This window comes from Sinorhizobium arboris LMG 14919 (assembly GCF_000427465.1).
Lineage (GTDB): Bacteria > Pseudomonadota > Alphaproteobacteria > Rhizobiales > Rhizobiaceae > Sinorhizobium > Sinorhizobium arboris.
Window position 1 is genome coordinate 68181 of sequence record NZ_ATYB01000007.1, and the last position, 17605, is coordinate 85785.

Annotated in this window: 14 protein-coding genes; 8 read left to right on the plus strand and 6 right to left on the minus strand. The window is 59.6% G+C overall.

Annotation, left to right across the window (positions count from 1 at the left end):
• Window positions 1–9: 9 nt before the first annotated feature.
• The 5 genes from SINAR_RS0100475 to SINAR_RS0100495 are packed head-to-tail and all read left to right on the plus strand — an operon-like array spanning window position 10 to window position 5827.
• Window positions 10–705 (plus strand): VirB8 family type IV secretion system protein, encoded by a 696-nt coding sequence (locus SINAR_RS0100475; protein WP_027997205.1) that lies wholly within the window; start codon window positions 10–12, stop codon window positions 703–705.
• Window positions 702–1511, plus strand: coding sequence for a P-type conjugative transfer protein VirB9 (gene virB9, locus SINAR_RS0100480; RefSeq protein WP_027997206.1), 810 nt, complete (start codon window positions 702–704; stop codon window positions 1509–1511). Before SINAR_RS0100475 ends, virB9 begins: the two co-directional genes overlap by 4 nt.
• Complete coding sequence (virB10, locus tag SINAR_RS0100485) at window positions 1511–2722, plus strand: type IV secretion system protein VirB10 (protein ID WP_027997207.1); 1212 nt, start codon at window positions 1511–1513, stop codon at window positions 2720–2722. The genes virB9 and virB10 overlap by 1 nt, the downstream gene beginning before the upstream one ends.
• Entirely contained in the window at window positions 2703–3731 is a 1029-nt protein-coding gene (gene virB11 / locus SINAR_RS0100490) for a P-type DNA transfer ATPase VirB11 (protein WP_027997208.1), read from the plus strand. Before virB10 ends, virB11 begins: the two co-directional genes overlap by 20 nt.
• Entirely contained in the window at window positions 3728–5827 is a 2100-nt protein-coding gene (locus SINAR_RS0100495; protein ID WP_027997209.1) for a type IV secretory system conjugative DNA transfer family protein, read from the plus strand. The genes virB11 and SINAR_RS0100495 overlap by 4 nt, the downstream gene beginning before the upstream one ends.
• Before the next feature lie 380 nt (window positions 5828–6207).
• On the opposite strand, the gene lpdA is transcribed toward SINAR_RS0100495, so the two are convergent.
• The 6 genes from lpdA to SINAR_RS0100535 all read right to left on the minus strand — a co-directional run bounded on the left by lpdA (window position 6208) and on the right by SINAR_RS0100535 (window position 13826).
• Window positions 6208–7653, minus strand: a complete 1446-nt coding sequence (gene lpdA / locus SINAR_RS0100505; protein ID WP_027997210.1) for a dihydrolipoyl dehydrogenase — start codon at window positions 7651–7653, stop codon at window positions 6208–6210.
• A 74-nt stretch (window positions 7654–7727) separates the two neighbouring features.
• The gene (locus tag SINAR_RS0100510; RefSeq protein WP_027997211.1) at window positions 7728–9014 is read right to left on the minus strand and encodes a 2-oxo acid dehydrogenase subunit E2; all 1287 of its coding nucleotides are present in this window, start codon (window positions 9012–9014) and stop codon (window positions 7728–7730) included.
• Between the two features lie 2 nt (window positions 9015–9016).
• Window positions 9017–10015 (minus strand): alpha-ketoacid dehydrogenase subunit beta, encoded by a 999-nt coding sequence (locus SINAR_RS0100515; RefSeq protein WP_027997212.1) that lies wholly within the window; start codon window positions 10013–10015, stop codon window positions 9017–9019.
• A gap of 1 nt (window position 10016) precedes the next feature.
• A complete protein-coding gene (locus tag SINAR_RS0100520; protein ID WP_027997213.1) occupies window positions 10017–11048 on the minus strand; it encodes a thiamine pyrophosphate-dependent dehydrogenase E1 component subunit alpha in 1032 nt (343 codons plus the stop codon).
• A gap of 2 nt (window positions 11049–11050) precedes the next feature.
• Window positions 11051–12376 carry an NAD(P)H-dependent oxidoreductase gene (locus tag SINAR_RS0100525; protein ID WP_027997214.1) on the minus strand — a complete coding sequence of 442 codons (1326 nt, stop codon included), beginning with the start codon at window positions 12374–12376 and terminating at the stop codon, window positions 11051–11053.
• 466 nt (window positions 12377–12842) lie between these two features.
• The gene (locus tag SINAR_RS0100535) at window positions 12843–13826 is read right to left on the minus strand and encodes a sugar-binding transcriptional regulator (protein WP_027997215.1); all 984 of its coding nucleotides are present in this window, start codon (window positions 13824–13826) and stop codon (window positions 12843–12845) included.
• 426 nt (window positions 13827–14252) lie between these two features.
• Here SINAR_RS0100535 and SINAR_RS0100540 point away from each other — a divergent pair, with 426 nt between their 5' ends.
• From SINAR_RS0100540 to SINAR_RS0100550, 3 genes are read left to right on the plus strand one after another with little or no spacing between them, the layout of a single operon-like run.
• On the plus strand, window positions 14253–15809 hold the full coding sequence (locus tag SINAR_RS0100540; RefSeq protein ID WP_027997216.1) for an ABC transporter substrate-binding protein: 1557 nt from the start codon (window positions 14253–14255) through the stop codon (window positions 15807–15809).
• A gap of 4 nt (window positions 15810–15813) precedes the next feature.
• On the plus strand, window positions 15814–16761 hold the full coding sequence (locus tag SINAR_RS0100545; protein WP_027997217.1) for a carbohydrate ABC transporter permease: 948 nt from the start codon (window positions 15814–15816) through the stop codon (window positions 16759–16761).
• 1 nt (window position 16762) lies between these two features.
• Window positions 16763–17605, plus strand: a complete 843-nt coding sequence (locus SINAR_RS0100550) for a carbohydrate ABC transporter permease (protein WP_027997218.1) — start codon at window positions 16763–16765, stop codon at window positions 17603–17605.

Below are 17605 nucleotides of genomic sequence, written 5' to 3' on the forward strand. Positions count from 1 at the left end.
CTAGAACGAATGGCAGAAACGAATGACGCAGCTCTTCGGAGCTACTTTCAGGACGGCGATCGTTGGGAACAGGAGATCGTCAAAAAGGCCAAGCGATCGCGCTCGCTCGCATGGTTCGTCACAATGATTTTCGGCGCGATCACCCTGCTGTCACTGACGGCATTGGTGATGCTCGTTCCGCTGAAGAGCTTCGAGCCGTACATCGTCGAGGTCGACAAGAATACCGGCTATATGGAGGTGAAGACCGGCCTAACCAGGTCCGCCAAGCTGACCGACCAACAGGCGGTCACGCAGGCGAACGTCGTGCGCTACATCCGATCTCGCGAAGGCTACGACCCCTTCGCGATTGAGCAGAATTTCGGCATCGCCGCCCTACTCTCCACTGATGATGCGGCCCGCGAGCTGCAGGAGCTTTACAGCGCGGCAAATCCCAGCAATCCCGCAAAGGTCCTCGGCAAGAACAAGAAGGTCACTGTCGACATCAAGTCCGTCACCTTCTCCAATGCGAGCACGGCCTTGGTCCGTTTTTCCACGACCGAAAAATCGGACACGGATTCGATTGTGCGTCACTACATTTCAGTCGTTCGCTATCGCTACACGGACACGCCGGCGACCAACGAGTGGCGTTTTGAGAACCCCTTGGGCTTCCAGGTCTACAACTACCGTCGCGATCAAGAAACGGTTACGCCGGGAGGCGAGGAATGATCAAACGCCTCCTGCTTTCCGCGGCCTGCGCGGCCGCGATGATGACTCACGCCCATGCTGCGCAGGCCCCTCGCCCGGGCAGCCTCGATTCGCGCGTGACCAGTGTCGTTTATCAGTCCAATAACGTGGTGAAAGTCTCTGCCACCTACGGAATCTCCACCATGATCATCTTTGACGAGGATGAAAAGTTCGAAACGATCTCGCTTGGCGACACCGACAGTTGGCAGGTTGCCCCTTCCGAGAAGGGCAACATTCTGTTCGTGAAGCCGATCGCAAGGAACGTCGCCACCAACATGAATGTCGTGACCAGCAAGAGGATCTATTTCCTCGAGCTTAACGACCATGCTCCGACCGATGGCAAGCAGGTGTTCGGGATCCGTTTCGTGTATCCGGAGAAAGATCTAAATGCCGCGCTCCGCAAGGAAGCTGAGTACCGGGCGGCCCACCCGAACATGTCGAATGTCGATAAGGCCAACGTCAACATCGACTATTCCTTTTCCGGTGATCCGGCGTTGAAGCCCTTGGTGATCTTCGACGACGGGAAAAAGACCTTCTTCAAGTTCGGCAGCCGGGTCCCGGCGATCTTTGCCGTCCAGGCCGACTTTTCCGAAACGCTGCGCAATTTCCGAAAGGAGGGCGAATACATCGTCGTCGATGGTGTCGCGACGCAATACACGCTGCGCGAGGGCAATCAATGGACCTGCATCTTTAACCTTCGCAAACCCGACTTCGGCGCTCCGGATCCTGCCATTCTCGGTCCAGCTCCTGACACCAAGGCGACGAAACGTAGGAGGAGCGGCAACTGATGAAGCGCAGTCCCGAACTCGAGGCCATGACGGCGGCCGATGAAACGGCCGTCAGCAACAGAAACGCTGGACGCAATCAAACCATCGGCATGGCTGCCCTACTCCTGGGGGGCGCTGTCGCCGCCTATTTCGTGCTTGCCACGGCAGGAGAAAAGCCGCGTGACGTCGCCGATAGCGATGAAGAGTTTCAGACGACCACCTTCCGGCCGCCGTCATTCGTGCGTGAGCAAGAAGAGCCAAAGCCGGAGATAGAGCCTGCAGTCATCAATCTGCCCCCTCCTCCGGAGCCAGTTGAAGAAGAGCCCACCGATACCACGGAGTTTAAGGTTCCACCGCCACCAGAGGCCGTTGAAGCCACGCCCGAGATTGCGCCTGTCGAAGAGTTTCCCGAACGCTATAAGTCGGGGCTGATCTCGCTTGATCAGAAAGGCAATGGCAACGGCAACGGCGGTTTTCCAGGCGAAGACGAGTCCGGACTCAGCGTTGCCGGCGAAGACCGCAACAGCAAGTACCTCGCTGCGGCCTCGAGTCTCGCCGATCGAAGCGCAAAGGCGCGGCAGATCGAACGCATCGACGCCATTATACCGGAAGGAACGTTAATCCCCGGCATCCTCGAGACCGCGATTAACAGCGATCTGCCCGGCCAGATTCGTGCGATCACGTCGCAGGACGTCTATTCCTTCGACGGGAGGCGCGTCCTCATCCCGACTGGAACGCGCCTAATTGGCGAATACCAGTCCGAGATTACCCGCGGACAAAAGCGCATTTTCGTCATCTGGACCCGGCTCATTCGCGATGACGGCGTGTCGGTGCGCCTTAACTCCATCGGCGCGGATAGCTTGGGGCGCTCGGGCTTGACCGGCCACGTCGACAACAAATGGCGCGAGCGGTTCGGCTCCGCAATCATGCTTTCGGTCGTCGGCGCCGGCGCTAGCTTCCTGACCGGCTACGGAAGCGACGAGGCGTTCGGCGACAACAACAGCGAGGCACAACGTGGCGAGGAGCTCGCCCGCGAAACCATCGCCGAGACGTTCTCGGATATGGCGAACCAGGCCTTGAGCGAAAACCTGCGTATTCCTCCCACCATTAGCGTCAGCCAAGGCGAGCGGATCTTTGTCTACGTACGCCAGGACCTCGATTTCAGCGCCATGTATGACGACCCGGTCACCGAAGCGATGAAGGAGATTCAGCGTGAACGTCGCCGCAGGTAACACCACTACGATCAGACGCGATCCCCATTATTTCCTCAACCGCGCTCTCGAACCGATCAGGGAATTTCTTGACGATCCGAGGGTGGTGGAAATCGCCGTCAACAAACCGGGTCATGTCTATGTGGAGCGGTTTGGCGCCGATTACATGGAGCATCATCTAATCGACGCCCTGACGGGTGATGAAATCCAGAACATCGGCGAGCGTGTTGCGGCTGCCACGAACCAGTTCATCAGCCGCTCGAAGCCGATCCTCAGCGCCGCGCTTCCGACCGGCGAGCGTATCCAGATCGTCTTGCCGCCCGCGGCACCCGAAGGAGGCTCGATCTCGATCCGCAAGCAGGTGGTCAATAACTTCACGCTCGAGGAGTATCGCGACAATGGTTCGCTTGATAAGGTCTCTGTCGCCGTCGGCGGTCTCAGCGACATCGATTGCGAGCTGATAGGGCATCTGCGCGCCAATCGGATTTACGATTTCATTCATACCGCCATCACCAAGCGGGTCTCGATCCTGATCAGTGGCGGCACTTCCTCCGGCAAAACGACCTTCCTCAATGCCTGCCTGAAGAGCGTCGATCCGCATGAGCGGATCATCACGCTCGAGGACACGCGAGAGCTCTTCCCGCCGCAAGCAAACGCCGTTCATCTGATCGCGTCGAAGGGCGACCAGGGCACAGCGGACGTGACCATTCAAAGCCTGCTCGAGTCATCCCTACGCATGCGGCCGGATCGCCTGTTCGTCGGTGAAATTCGGGGTGCAGAGGCTTTTTCCTTCCTCCGGGCAATCAACACCGGCCATCCCGGCAGCATGTCGACGGTTCACGCCGATACGCCGATGGGTGCTTATGAACAGCTCGCCATGATGATGCAGCAAGCCGTTATGTCGGCGGGTTTTTCGAAGCAGGATCTGATGTCCTATATCCAGATGGTCATCCCGATCGTCATCCAGCTCCGCCGTGAAGGCGGCAAGCGCGGGGTCGCTGAGATCTTCTTCGCCCGGCATGAGTCATGACGAAGCAGCTCCAGGCTTTCTACCTACTCTTTTGCGTCGGGATAGCGTTCGTTGTCTGGATGCTCGGGTACGGCCTGGGGCTTCAGCTCTTCTACAAGGATGGTCGGATCCTCGAAACGACGATCACGAGTAATCCCTTCGCTCCGATTCAACAGTTCTGGCATTACAAAACGAGCCCTGCCCTGCAGAAGGTCGCGCTTGGTTCGATGGTGCCGGCGCTGCTGGTGGCCGGCCTCGTCGCCTACCTCGGACTGAAACCGACGAGCAACCCATTGGGGGATGCCGCATTTCAGGACATGGCTTCGCTTCGGCGCGGTAAATGGTTCCGCAAACGGGGCCATATCTTCGGCCGGATCGGGCGGAACATACTCCGCACCAAGGACGATCGGCATCATCTGATCATAGGCCCGACGCGCTCCGGTAAAGGTGCAGGCTACGTGATCCCCAATGCGCTGATGCATGAAGGCTCGATGATCGTTACCGATCTCAAGGGCGAAGTGTTCAAGGCGACGGCGGGTTATCGCCGGCAGAACGGCAGCCAGGTTTTCCTATTTGCGCCCGGCTCCGAAAAGACCAATACCTATAACCCGCTGGATTTTATCCGGCCGGAGCGCGGCAATCGCACGACCGACATTCAAAACATCGCCAGCATTCTTGTGCCCGAGAACACGGAATCGGAAAATTCCGTCTGGCAAGCGACCGCCCAACAGGTTCTTGCCGGCGTGATCAGCTACATCACGGAAAGCCCCTTCTACAAAGACCGGCGCAACCTCGCCGAGGTCAATTCCTTTTTTAACAGCGGCGTCGATCTCCAGGCGCTCATGAAATACATCAAGGAGAAAGAGCCCTGTCTTTCTAAGTTCACCGTCGAGAGCTTCAATTCCTACATCGCCCTGTCGGAACGCGCCGCCGCGTCTGCTCTCTTGGACATTCAAAAGGCTATGCGGCCTTTCAAGAACGAGCGGATTGTTGCCGCGACCAATGTCACGGACATGGATCTTCGGGCAATGAAGCGCCGGCCGATCTCGATCTACCTGGCCCCGAACATCACCGACATCACCCTGCTGCGCCCTCTCCTCACCCTGTTCGTGCAGCAGGTAATGGATATCCTCACACTCGAGCACGATCCAAATTCCCTCCCCGTCTACTTCCTGCTCGACGAGTTCCGGCAGTTGAAGCGGATGGACGAGATCATGACCAAGCTGCCCTATGTGGCTGGCTATAACATCAAGCTCGCCTTCATCATCCAGGATCTGAAGAACCTCGACGAGATCTACGGCGAAACGTCCCGGCATTCTCTGCTCGGCAATTGTGGCTATCAGCTCGTCCTCGGCGCCAACGATCAGGCCACAGCCGAGTACGCATCCCGCGCGCTCGGAAAACGCACGATCCGCTACCAGTCGGAATCCCGCACGATCGAACTGATGGGCCTGCCTCGCCGCACGAAGGTAGAGCAGATTCGCGAACGCGATCTGATGATGCCGCAGGAGGTCCGGCAAATGCCGGAAAGCAAGATGATCCTGCTCATCGAAGGACAACGGCCGATCTTTGGGGAAAAGCTTCGCTTCTTCCAAACACAGCCCTTCAAATCAGCCGAGGCGTTTTCTCAAGCCAACATTCCGCAAGTGCCGGAAGTCGATTATCTGTCACCGAAACCCGTTCCGGCGACAACTCCGGAATATGCCAAGGGCGGAGATCCCTCCGTCGCAATTCCCTCGCCGGCGCCAGCGAAGGAGGAGAAGCCTTTGACGGCCGCTGCGGCGGAGGCAGCTCCGGTCAAGGCAGAACCCGCGGCAGACGAGAAACCTGCAGCACCTGCCAAGCGTACCGTGAATAAAAAGGCGTTGCGCCCGAGGCCTAAGCCGACGGCCGCAAACACTGGTGGTGCGGAAGCATCTCCAAGTCTTGATGCAATGGAAGCCCGGATAAGGGCCATCGAGGAAGGCCTCAAACCAAAGGCCGCGCAGCTCAAGGAAGTGGTTGAGATGAAGGCTGAGAAGCTTGGTGGCAAGTCTCCGACCAAGCGCCGCAACATCATGGACATCTTCAGCGCGACGATACCTGATCCAGTCGACGTTGGAATGCCGGCCGAATAGCTATGAGGACCCGCTTCCGACCCTGTGCAGCCGTCTGATATGCAATGCGGCAAAGACCGCTTAGAGCCCATTGTGGACCACCAAGCCCGCCGGACTGAGGTCCCGAATGTCGGGGCAAAGTGGTCTTAGCTAAATGAAAGACCCTTTGCCTTGGCTACGGCTGCGAGGCGAATCGCCCCCAAGGCAAACTCCAAATTGAATTCGTGCTTGCCGCTGCGCTCCTCGTCCGAGCGCGCATGCTTCTCGGCTTCGCGAGGGCTCGCGCCGTCATGGGTACTGCGGAAAGTTCCGGCACAACCGAGTTTTCCCGATGGAGCAGATGGCCCCTTCGGCAGTTCATGATCAACGCCGTGCAAAATGCTGCGTGAGGCAAGGGCCACTCAGGCGTTCAGCATCCGGCCGTAAGCGTCGAGCACGCTCTCTTTCATCATCTCCGAGAGCGTCGGATGCGGGAAGACGGTGTGCATCAGCTCTTCTTCGGTCGTCTCCAGGTTCATGGCGACGACGAAGCCCTGGATGAGCTCGGTCACCTCCGCGCCGACCATGTGGGCGCCCAGCAGTTCGCCCGTCTTCTTGTCGAAGATGGTCTTGATCAAGCCCTGGTCCTCGCCGAGCGCGATCGCCTTGCCGTTGGCGCCGAAGCTGTAGCGGCCGACGCGGATGTCGCGGCCGAGCTCCTTGGCCCTCGCCTCGGTGAGGCCGACGGAGGCGACCTGCGGGTCGCAATAGGTGCAGCCGGGGATCTTGCCCTTGTCGAGCGCATGGACGCCGGGAACGCCGGCGATCTTCTCGACGCAGATGACACCCTCGTGCTCGGCCTTGTGCGCCAGCATCGGCGGGCCGGCAACGTCGCCGATCGCGTAGATGCCGGCGACGTTGGTCCCGCCGTAGCCGTCGGTGACGATGCAGCCGCGGTCGGTCTTGACGCCAAGCGCCTCGAGGCCGAGGTTCTCGATATTGCCCTGGACGCCGATGGCGGAGATCAGGCGGTCCGCCTTGATCTGCGTGACCTTGCCGTCCTTGGTTTCGACATGGGCCGTGACGTCGTTCGCACCCTTCTCGACCTTCGTCACCTTGGCGTCGGTGAAGATCTTCAGCCCGCGCTTCTCGAGCTGCTTGCGGGCGAAGGCCGAGATCTCCGTGTCCTCGACCGGCATGATCTGCGGTAGGAGTTCGACGACGGTGACGTCGACGCCCATCGACCGGTAGAAGCTGGCGAATTCGATGCCGATCGCGCCGGAGCCCATGACGAGCATGGTTTTCGGCATTTCCTCGGGCTTCATCGCCTCGAAATAGGTCCAGATCAGCTTGCCGTCCGCCTCGATGCCTGGGAGCGCCCGCGGCCGCGCACCGGTCGCGAGGATGATGTGCTTGGCGGTATAGGTACCCTCGCCCTTGACGCCCTTCGGAACCGGATTCTGAGGCTGGACGGCCGGCTTCGACGGCGCGCCGACGACGATCTCGCCGGGCTTGGTGAGCTTCGCCTCGCCCCAGATCACGTCGACCTTGTTCTTCTTCATGAGGAAGCCGACACCACCGTTCAGCCGTGCCGAGATGGCACGGGAGCGGGCGACGACCTCCTTGACGTTGGCGGTCATCTTCCCTTCGAACGTCAGGCCGTAACTCTTGGCATGGTTGGCATGGTCGAGGATTTCGGCGGAGCGCAAGAGCGCCTTGGTCGGGATGCAGCCCCAGTTGAGGCAGATGCCTCCCAAGTGCTCGCGCTCGACGATCGCCGTCTTCAAGCCCAGCTGCGCCGAGCGGATGGCGGTGACATAGCCGCCCGGGCCCGAACCGATAACGATGACGTCGTAAGACATGAGCATTCCTTAAAAAAAGTCGGGGGACCCGCCTCGGCTCGACTGCGCCGCGACAGCGGTCCCCCATAGTTGGGAGGAGACTAGACCAACATGCTCAATGGATTCTCGATGAGCGCACGGAACTTCGCGAGAAGCTCTGCGCCCAGCGCACCATCCACGGCACGATGGTCCGTGGACAGCGTCACGCTCATGACCGTCGCAACGCCCAACTCCCCTTCTGCGGTTACCACCGGCCGCTTCTCTCCGGCGCCGACCGCCAGGATCGTGGAATGGGGGGGATTGATGATCGCGGCGAATTCCTTCACGCCGAACATTCCGAGGTTCGACACCGCTCCCGTACCGCCCTGGTATTCGTTCGGCTTCAGCTTTCCTGCCTTGGCGCGCACGGCGAGATCCTTCATCTCGTTCGAGATCGTCGATAGGCTCTTTTGCTCCGCCCGGCGGATGATCGGGGTGATGAGTCCACCCGGGACGGAGACCGCGACGCCGACATCCGAATGGCTGTGGCGTACCAGATGTTCATCCGTCCAGGACACGTTCGCATCCGGAACGCCCACCAGGGCCAGTGCATAGGCCTTGATGACGAGGTCGTTCACCGAAAGCTTGTAGACGGGCACGCTCTCGTCCAGCGGTGCCGCGGCGTTAAGCTCGGCGCGCAATTTCAGGAGCGCATCGAGACGGCAGTCTGCCGAAAGGTAGAAGTGCGGAACAGTGCTCTTGGCCTCGATGAGCCGCCGGGCGATCGTCCGACGCATGGAGGTGTGCGCCTGAAGCTCATAGGACCCATCGGGAAAATGCCGAAGCACGTTCTCGCCTACGAGGTTGTCCGTCGCCTCCGATTGGGCCGCTGTCCGGGTGGGCTCCGCCTGTACCCCGGCATCGGCAACACTGTTCGCCAGCACATCGGCACTGACAACGCGGCCATGCGGGCCGCTGCCGTTCAATGTGGCAAGATCCAGTCCCCGTTCCCTCGCGAGGCGCCTTGCGAGCGGCGTCGCGCGGGGTGCGCTTCCCGCTTGCCGTTCAACAGCAACGTCTGCGGCCGGCGCCTTTCCTTCGGACACCACCGGCGGGCTTTGGACGACGGCCGATGCCGCAGGAGGGACGGCCGTGTCGTTAACGGCCTCTCCCTCGGCATAGATCCAGGCGACGGCGGAGCCGACCGGGATATCCACGCCTTCCTTGCCGGTCACGTTACGCAGGATCCCGCTTGCCGGCGCGTCAATTTCCATAGCCGCCTTGTCGGTCTCGATCTCGAAAAGGACGTCGCCCTCGTTCACGGCATCCCCCTCGCCGAAGAACCACTTCGAGATCTTGCCCGTGGCCATGTCCATGTCGACCTTCGGCAAAATGACTTCGGTCGCCATATCTATCGCACTCCCCTGACAAGGCCACGGGCCGCATCGACTATCTCCGGCACCTGCGGGACGGCAGCCTTTTCCAGCTCGGGATTGTAGGGAATCGGCGTCTCGGACCCGCCGAGGCGCAGTATGGGAGCATCGAGGTAGTCGAACGCCTCGCTCTCGGCAATCATCGCACTGATCTCAGCGCCGACACCAAGCGTTTTCACGCCCTCATAGACGCAGATCAGCCGGGAGGTCTTCTTGACGCTGGCGATTACCGTTTGCCGATCGATCGGGCGGATCGAGCGAAGATCGATCACTTCCGCGCTCACGCCCTCGCCGGCAAGCACTTCCGCAGCCTCCAGGGCCTTGTGGACCATGATCGAGGTTGCGACGATCGAAACATCGTGCCCTTCCCTGCGGACCTCCGCCTTGTTGAGCGGCACCGTATAATGTCCCTCCGGAACTGGCCCCTTCATCTTGTAGAGCAGCTTGTGCTCGAAGATCATCACGGGATCCGGATCCGCCACGGCAGCAAGGAGCATTCCTTTCACGTCATGCGGCGTCGCCGGCTGAATGACCTTCAGCCCCGGCACGTGGCCGAGCCATGCTTCCAGGCTCTGGCTGTGCTGTGCGGCAGCCCCGGTTCCGGAGCCGGCGGGGAAACGCATAACGAGTGGAACGGACACCGCACCGCCAAGCATGTAGCGCATCTTGGCAGCCTGGTTGACTATCTGCTCCATTGCGAGCGCGGCGAAATCGGAAAACTGGAACTCGAAGATCGGTCGCAAGCCGGTGACCGCTGCGCCGACGGCGACACCTGCGCCGCCAAGCTCGGAAATGGGGGTATCCATAACGCGGTCGGGACCGAAGCGGTCAATCAGATCGCCCGTCACCTGAAAGGCGCCGCCATAGACGCCGATGTCCTCGCCCATGAGGATTACGCGCTCATCCGCTTCCATGGCGATCGCCATGGCTTCCTGGATGGCTTGGGAGTAGCTGATTTCTCTGACTGGCGCGTTCATGTCATGCCTCGAGCGTATAGACGTTGTCAGCGAGATCATCGATAGACGGCATCGGGCTCACCTTCGCGAATTCGATGCCAACGTCGATTTCCTGCTGCACACTGTCGCGGATCGCCTGTAGCTCGTCCGACGTCGCGATGCCGAACTCGATCAACTGGGCTTCGTAGCGTTTGATCGGATCCCGGTTGGTCATCCAGTCGTCGATCTCGTCCTTCGTGCGGTAGCGATTGCGGTCGCTCTTGGAATGTCCGCGATACCGATAGGTCTTGCACTCGATGAGCGTCGGTCCGTCGCCGCGGCGGGCCCGTTCAACCGCCTCATGCGAGGCTTCCGCGACGTCCGACAGTACGTTGCCGTCGACGATCACACCCGGCATGGAGTAGGCGGCCGCGCGATCGGCGACGTTGGCGACCGCAGTCGAGCGTTCGGTTGAAGTCGACATGCCGTAGCCATTGTTTTCGCACACAAAAATGACCGGCAGCTTCCAAATCGCCGCCATGTTCAGCGCCTCATGGAAGGCACCCTCGTTGTTCGCGCCGTCACCGAAAAAGCAGACGACAACCTTGCCGGTGCGGAGCCGTTTTGCAGTGAGAGCCGCCCCGACAGCGATTGGAAGCCCGCCCCCGACGATCCCGTTCGCGCCAAGGTTCCCGGTCGATACATCAGCAATGTGCATCGACCCGCCGCGGCCCGCACAATAACCGGTAGTCTTGCCAAAGAACTCTGCGAACATCCGCTTCACTTCGGCGCCCTTGGCGATGCAGTGGCCGTGCCCGCGATGGGTGGAGGTTATCTGGTCCTCGTTGACAAGAGGCAGGCAGATCCCCATCGCGCTCGCTTCCTGGCCGATGGAAAGGTGCATCGTCCCGTGAATGAGTCCGCGCATGTAGCACTCTTCGGCACCTTCCTCGAACCGGCGAATGAGGTGCATCTTTCGGAGCGCATCGAGGAGCTGCTCGCGTTCGTATTGGCGGTAGATGAAGGGCAGATTGCTGGTCTCTTCTACTTGCATTGCTCGGGCGCGTCCCGACATGATCAAGCCTCCTCTCCGTAAACGAGCGCATCCTGCCGCGCGCGGAGTTCCGCAATGCGCGAGCCGGGCGCAACCGACGCGTTCTGATAGGTAATGAGCTCTCCTTTACGGATCGGCTGCGTGACGGTACCGCCCTGAAGGAGGCCACACGGGATTGCCGAGGAGGACCGAGCCTCCGGCGCCGTCATGATCCAGGCTCGATACGAGTACTCACCGATAGCATCAAGCGTTTCGCCGGGCGCAAGGTCCTTCTTAGCGACCGCACAGACCTCTGCGACCGGGGTCGAGAGCGGCACCATGTCCGGCTTGCCGTAAAGCACGACACGCGCACAGGTGAGCGGGACCTCGAGCGAGGTGAGGTGATAGGGGCGATGGAAGGTGAAGTAGGGCCCCTTGCCCATCTTGAGGTCTTCCATGCGCTCGGAAATACGCGGATGCGACATGTCGGCAACAACGAACACGCCCGGCGCCACGCCCTTGCCGATCGAATAATCGACCACACCGGCCTTCGAGAGGACCCCACCGTCCTTCTCCGGGATCAGGACCGAGGAAAGCTTGTCCAGTGTGGCCGCTGGGCCGTGCATGCCCGGCTTGTCAGGGACTAGTCCGGTGGCATTTGCGATCGCGGCCATTTCAACCATTGTCTTGGAACCGTCGACGAACTCCACGAGCATGCGGACATTCATGTTCCGGCGCGCGGCCTCCTCGGCATAGTCGTCTGGAACAGCATCGACGTTCAGCGGATTGTTCTTGCCCTTCCCGGCCGCAACGATCGGATGTCCCATGGCCGACACGAACTCGATGAGCTCAATGCATGAAGACGGCTCGTCACCCGCCCCGAGCGAATAGGTCACGCCAAGACGCTCGGCTTCGCTCTTGAGATAGGCGCCGATCGTTACATCGGCTTCAACATTCATCATCACTAGGTGCTTGCCGTGCTCCATGGCGGCAAGACCGATCTCGGCGCCGACTGCGGGCACGCCGGTGGCATCGATGACCACGTCGATGAGGCCACTGTTGAGAATATTGGCCGAATCTGCGGTGATCGCGACCTTTCCGCTTTCAATGGCGGCGTTCAGGTCCATCGAATTGGCTGCGTCGCGATGATGACCGTCGGCTTGGTAGGCAATGTCCACTGCAGCGCGCGCGCGGGCTACGTTCAGATCGCAAATCGCGCCGATTTCGATCCCTGGCATGTGGGCGACACGGGTCACGATGTCAGTGCCCATTTCTCCACTGCCTACAAGGCCTATACGGATGGGCCTTCCTTCCTCCTCGCGTCGCACGAGATCACGCGCAAGCCCTGTTGGCGCAACATTGATGGGCATTTCACTCCTCCCGATATCCACTGTCAGCAATGTAGGTAATGTACATTTGTACTTCCGTCAACATGTTTGTTCGCGATTGACGGTTCATTATGACAGCGCTTGGGGGGCGCCTCCGTTGACAAAGACGGGTATTTCAAGGAGTTAGACTTTGAACTCGGGAACTCTCAGCTCCTCCTTTTCGCAGAAGGCAGCAGCGTTGAGCAGACAGGCTCCCACGACGTCGGCGGCCAAGCTACAGGCGTTTCACAGGCCTTGGTATCGTTGAGCATTCGTCAAGCTTCGCTTGGAAATGGGAATGCTGTGATCGCCCATCGCGAGGCGAGCATATGCTAAACGCCGGAACGCCAATACAAGACGCCCTCAGGACAGCAAAGAGAACAAATAATCCAGACTTATAAACAATGTTCGTTTGAGTGGTGTCGCCGAAGGGCTACGCCAAACGCATGCTGCGCTTCCTCGGAGACCTCTATGTGTCCGTCTGCTCAGCCACCGCCGACAGCAACGCCTTTGCCGTTTGCTCATCGGTTACGAACGTGGTCGGCTTTATGGTGGTGAGTGAGGCGAGCAGCGCGTGCAGTTTTTCCGGACCGCCCGAGATCAGCACACGCTCCGGCGTGCGACGCAGGCGGTCCAAATCCACCGAGATCACGCGGGAATTAACCTCGTGATCGATCAGGTTGCCCTGCTTGTCGATGAAGTTGTAAAGGACGTCGCCGACTGCGCCCGCATCGATGAGGGAGCGGCGGTCAGCCTCGCTCAGATAGCCCGTGCGATAGCTTGTTGTGAGGGCCGAAATCCCTCCGACGGACAATAAGGCGACGTCGAGTTTGTCCGCCATCTCGAAGATGGCCGCAAGCCCACACCTCTCGAGGAGGGCATGCTTGGTTTCCGGACTGTCGACCACAGCCGGCGCGGGAACCAAGAATCCCTCCCCCATAAATAGTTCCGCGAACTGCCAGGCAAATTCGGCTGGGTTGAAACGCCGCGCCGCAGAAATGCCCCCCAACAAGGAGACGACGCGGAAGTCTTCAAGAGTAGCCCCAGCAATGAAGGGCAGCGTATTGTAAAGGGTTCGCCCCCAGCCCACGCCGACCATCATCCCGGATTTCATCATCCCGGATATGAGCGTTCCGGCGGCGGCGGCGATAACTTTCGTAGGGTCTCCATCAGGGTCACTGAATGGCGCGACGATTGCCCGCGCTACCCCGAAAGCGATCTCGAGCTCCCTTTCGAGCGCCACCATGTCTGACAGCGGCGACGAAATGGAAACGCGCACCTCATTACGACGCCGCGCCTCCGCCAAGAGTCGCACGACCATCACGCGATTAATTCCAAGCTGTTTGGCAATATCGTTCTGCGTATAGTTCTCCACGTGATACAGCCACACGACGCGAGCTCGCAGTCTCTCGGACTCGCTCTGGGCCATCACAACTGGAGACGTGATCTGCATTTTGCGTTCCTCATTGGTTCTACAGGCGTAGCGGTCGATAGCACACCGCCGCGACGATTTCACCTCCTCGTGCTGGGCGAACACGAGCGGCAGTGGCTCAAGGGACAGTGCCCGTCCCGCCAAAGTCGGGGACACACTATCGTCTGCCGCTGTCCCATTCGCCTGCCATTTGTCGTCCCAACAGAACAAATATTCGCACATATTGCCGGCCGTTACCATTCATGTTCATGGTTAGCCGACCAAAACCCCTGAAAAAAGGGTTGACATCGGGCGCGTCGTGAACACATTGTATTTCTGGTTGGCAATTGTTCTATCGCTCGTGAGGCGAAGATCGCCGCCGCAATGGCGCGGGATGGAGGCCACGCCAAAACAGTCTTGCCTCCATGGGCATTCAACTGGTTAGCTAATATTCGGGAGGAACAGCTTATGACTATCTTGAGTACGGGTGTGTCGCGTCGCAGATTTCTGCGACAGACCGCGGTGTTGGGCTTGGCCGCCGGTGCGGCCTCCAGCCTGAGGCTGCCAGCCTTCGCCCAGTCCGATCTTCCGGATATCCAGTCCATTCTCGACAAAATCTCGGTTAAGGACTACGTGCGGGAGGACTACCGCAAGCTCTATTCGATGTCGGATGAACCGTTGTGGGATCCCTCAAAAGACTGGATCAGAACGGTCGATTGGGAACAGGTACGTTCGGAACAATCAGGTAAAACCGTCCGCTTCGCGGTCGGAGCAGCAGACCAGGAGTCGGCGGCTGAGGGTCTCAAGCCGTTCGAACAGTTGTCCGGCATCAAGGTGGAGCTTGTTCCGATCCCGGACGATAGCTTCTACGACAAGGCGGTTTCCGAGTTCATTTCGGGCAACGCTTCCTTTGACGCGCTGCAATTTTTCTCCCCGTGGCTGGGTGATTTCGCCGGCCCAGGCTTCCTGTATGAACTCACCGAGTTCGCCGAAAAGTGGAAGCTCCCGCTTGACGACTTTTACGACACATACCGCCTCAATTACGGCTATTTCGGTGGAAAGCTCGTCGGCATTCCGTTCGACTGCGATATTCAGATGGTGCACCTTCGCAAGTCGATCATGGAGAAGATCCTTGGCGGACCGATCGATCGTGCGAGCTCCGTTCCGAGTTATGACGAGCTCATCCGCATCACCGCCGAAGCGAATAAACTCGGTGGTGGTGTATCAGGCGTCGGCTTGATGGCGGCGCGTGGCTTCTGGGCTACCTACACTTGGGAACACATCGCCGCGCAGGCCGGGTTGAAGCTTTTCGACGACCAGTGGAACCCCCAATTGACGAGCGATGCGGGAATGAAGGCCATGGAAATCATCATGGCGCTTCAGAAGAACGCCATCGAAGGGGTCTCGGGCGCCGGCTGGGGCGAAAACCGTGCGGCCTGGCTCGGCGGCCAGGTTGCTGCCAATATTAGCTGGCAGGACAGCGGCACACAGGCCATGCGCCCGGACCAGTCTAAAATCGTTGATGATTTTGTGACGATTTATGAGCCGCGGATTTCGGGCGGTGTATTCGCTCCGCCGAACATCGCAGGCTCGACATCTTGCGTCGCTGCAACCTCGCAGAACCCCGAAGGCGCCTTTCTGATGCTCGCCTTCCTTACAACCTCCTCCATCATGGCCATGAATGAGGCCAACGCCAACGGCGTGGCGCCGGGCTATCGCTCCGTGTTGGCGAATGAGCGGTTAAGAGCGGTCAGCCAACCTGCTAAGGTCTGGGCGGATAGCCTTGAACATGCCTGGTGCGCGCCCCGTCTTCCGGGCATGTTCGAGATGGAACAGGCTCTCGGCAACGAAATTAACCGCGCAGTTACTGGCCAGATCTCCGCCAAGGAAGCTCTTGAGAACGGCCAAGCGGCCTGGAAGAGTATCATGGAGAAGAACGGCGTCTCAGGCGGCAACGGCCCCGTCGCTTATGCGGACGTGGCCCCAGGCATGTATGTTGGTGGCGGCAAGGCTTTGCCGTTCTAAGTCCATGGCACATCTATCTGAAAAACTTGAAAAGGGAGCGGCAAAAGCCGCTCCCGCTGCGGCGGTGTACTCGGCCCGCCGCCCTCGCTCCGCGACCGCGAAGAAGATGTTTCCCTATCTTCTTGTCGGACCAGCGGTCCTGTACTTGCTTGCGATCACGCTCTACCCAGGCCTGTTCGCGATGTATCAGAGCCTTTTCGTCGTCAAGTTCGTGAACTGGTCGTGGGCCGGCCTCGGGAACTACACGCGGATCGTTCAGGATCGCGAATTCTGGGTTGCACTGGGCAACACCGCAATTATCGGCGGCCTGTCGTTGTCACTCCAGACAATCATAGCAATGACAGTTGCGTTCTTTTGCTACCGCGATCCATTTGTACGTGGCTGGCGGATCGTCTTCCTGATGCCCATGCTGTTCATGCCGTCGGCGGTAGCATTCATCTGGAAGCTCGCGTTCAACGACGGCCGCGTGATTTCCGATCTGCTGATGTCGCTCGGACTGGTGTCGAACAATGTCGACTGGCTGTCATCCGTATGGCTGGCACGGCTTACGCTGATCGTTGCCGATGTCTGGCAGTGGACCCCATTCCTCTTCATCATCTTTGTCGGCGCCCTCCAGGGCCAGGACGAGGAAATTGAAGAGGCTGCCCGGCTCGACGGAGCAAGCTGGTCGAGCATCTTCTGGAACATCTCGCTTCCGATGATGCGGCCGATAATCGTCGTGGCGGTAACGCTGCGCGGTATCGATATCACGACGATGTTCACCAATGTCTACATTATGACCCAGGGCACGCCCGGCGGCGCGACGGAGACAATGAGCTACTTCATCTATCGCCAGGGCTTCCGGATGTTCAACTTCGGTTATGCATCCGCCGCCTCTGTCCTCATGCTCCTCATCACGATTGTCATCGCCCAAACGATCGTCAAGCGTGCATTCAAGTCAGGGAAGTCGTGACATGGCCAGCGTTCGCAAATCAGGCGGCGATAACCTTTTCGTCCGCTACATCATCCTCGTCAGTTGGGCGCTGGTCTGCGTGGTGCCAATTCTGTGGTTCTTGACGATTGGCTTTCGCCCGCGCACCGAGATCATTGTTCCAGAACCCATTTACTGGCCGACTTGGAGCCTGGATGCATGGCGCCTGCTTGTAAGCGATTGGCCCATCGCGCTCTACCTGCGAAACTCGATTGTGGCCGTAGCGGGGTCCGTCGTAATCGACCTTGTTCTTGCGATCCCGGCAGCCTTTGCGCTTGCCCGGTACGACTTCAAAGGGCGCGAAGATATCGGCTTCTACATCCTTTCCACGCGGATGATGGCCCCGGCGATCGTCGCTGTGCCGATCTTCTTCCTCTTCAGGAACATCGGCCTGCTCGACTCCGTCTGGGCTCTCATGCTCATCTACGCGGCTATCAATCTCAGCCTCGTGACCTGGATCATCCGTAGCTACATGCTGGATATCCCGAAGGAGCTCGAAGACGCGGCACGGACTGACGGCGCAGGTGACCTGACCATTCTCTGGGAGATCATGATACCGGCCTGTCTGCCCGGCATCATCACCGCGGCGGTCATCGCGGCCATTTTCGCCATCAACGAGTTTCTCTTCACACTCCTCATCGCCTCGACGTCGAAAGCCTACACGATGTCAGTTGCGCTCGCCAACTTCACCGGCGGCTCCGATGGGGTGATCTACAACGCAATCGCACTCGTCTCGTTCATCGCCTTCGCGCCGATCCTGATCCTTGTGATCCTGATCCAGAAGCATCTTTCGCGCGGGCTGACGATGGGTGCCGTGAAAGGATAA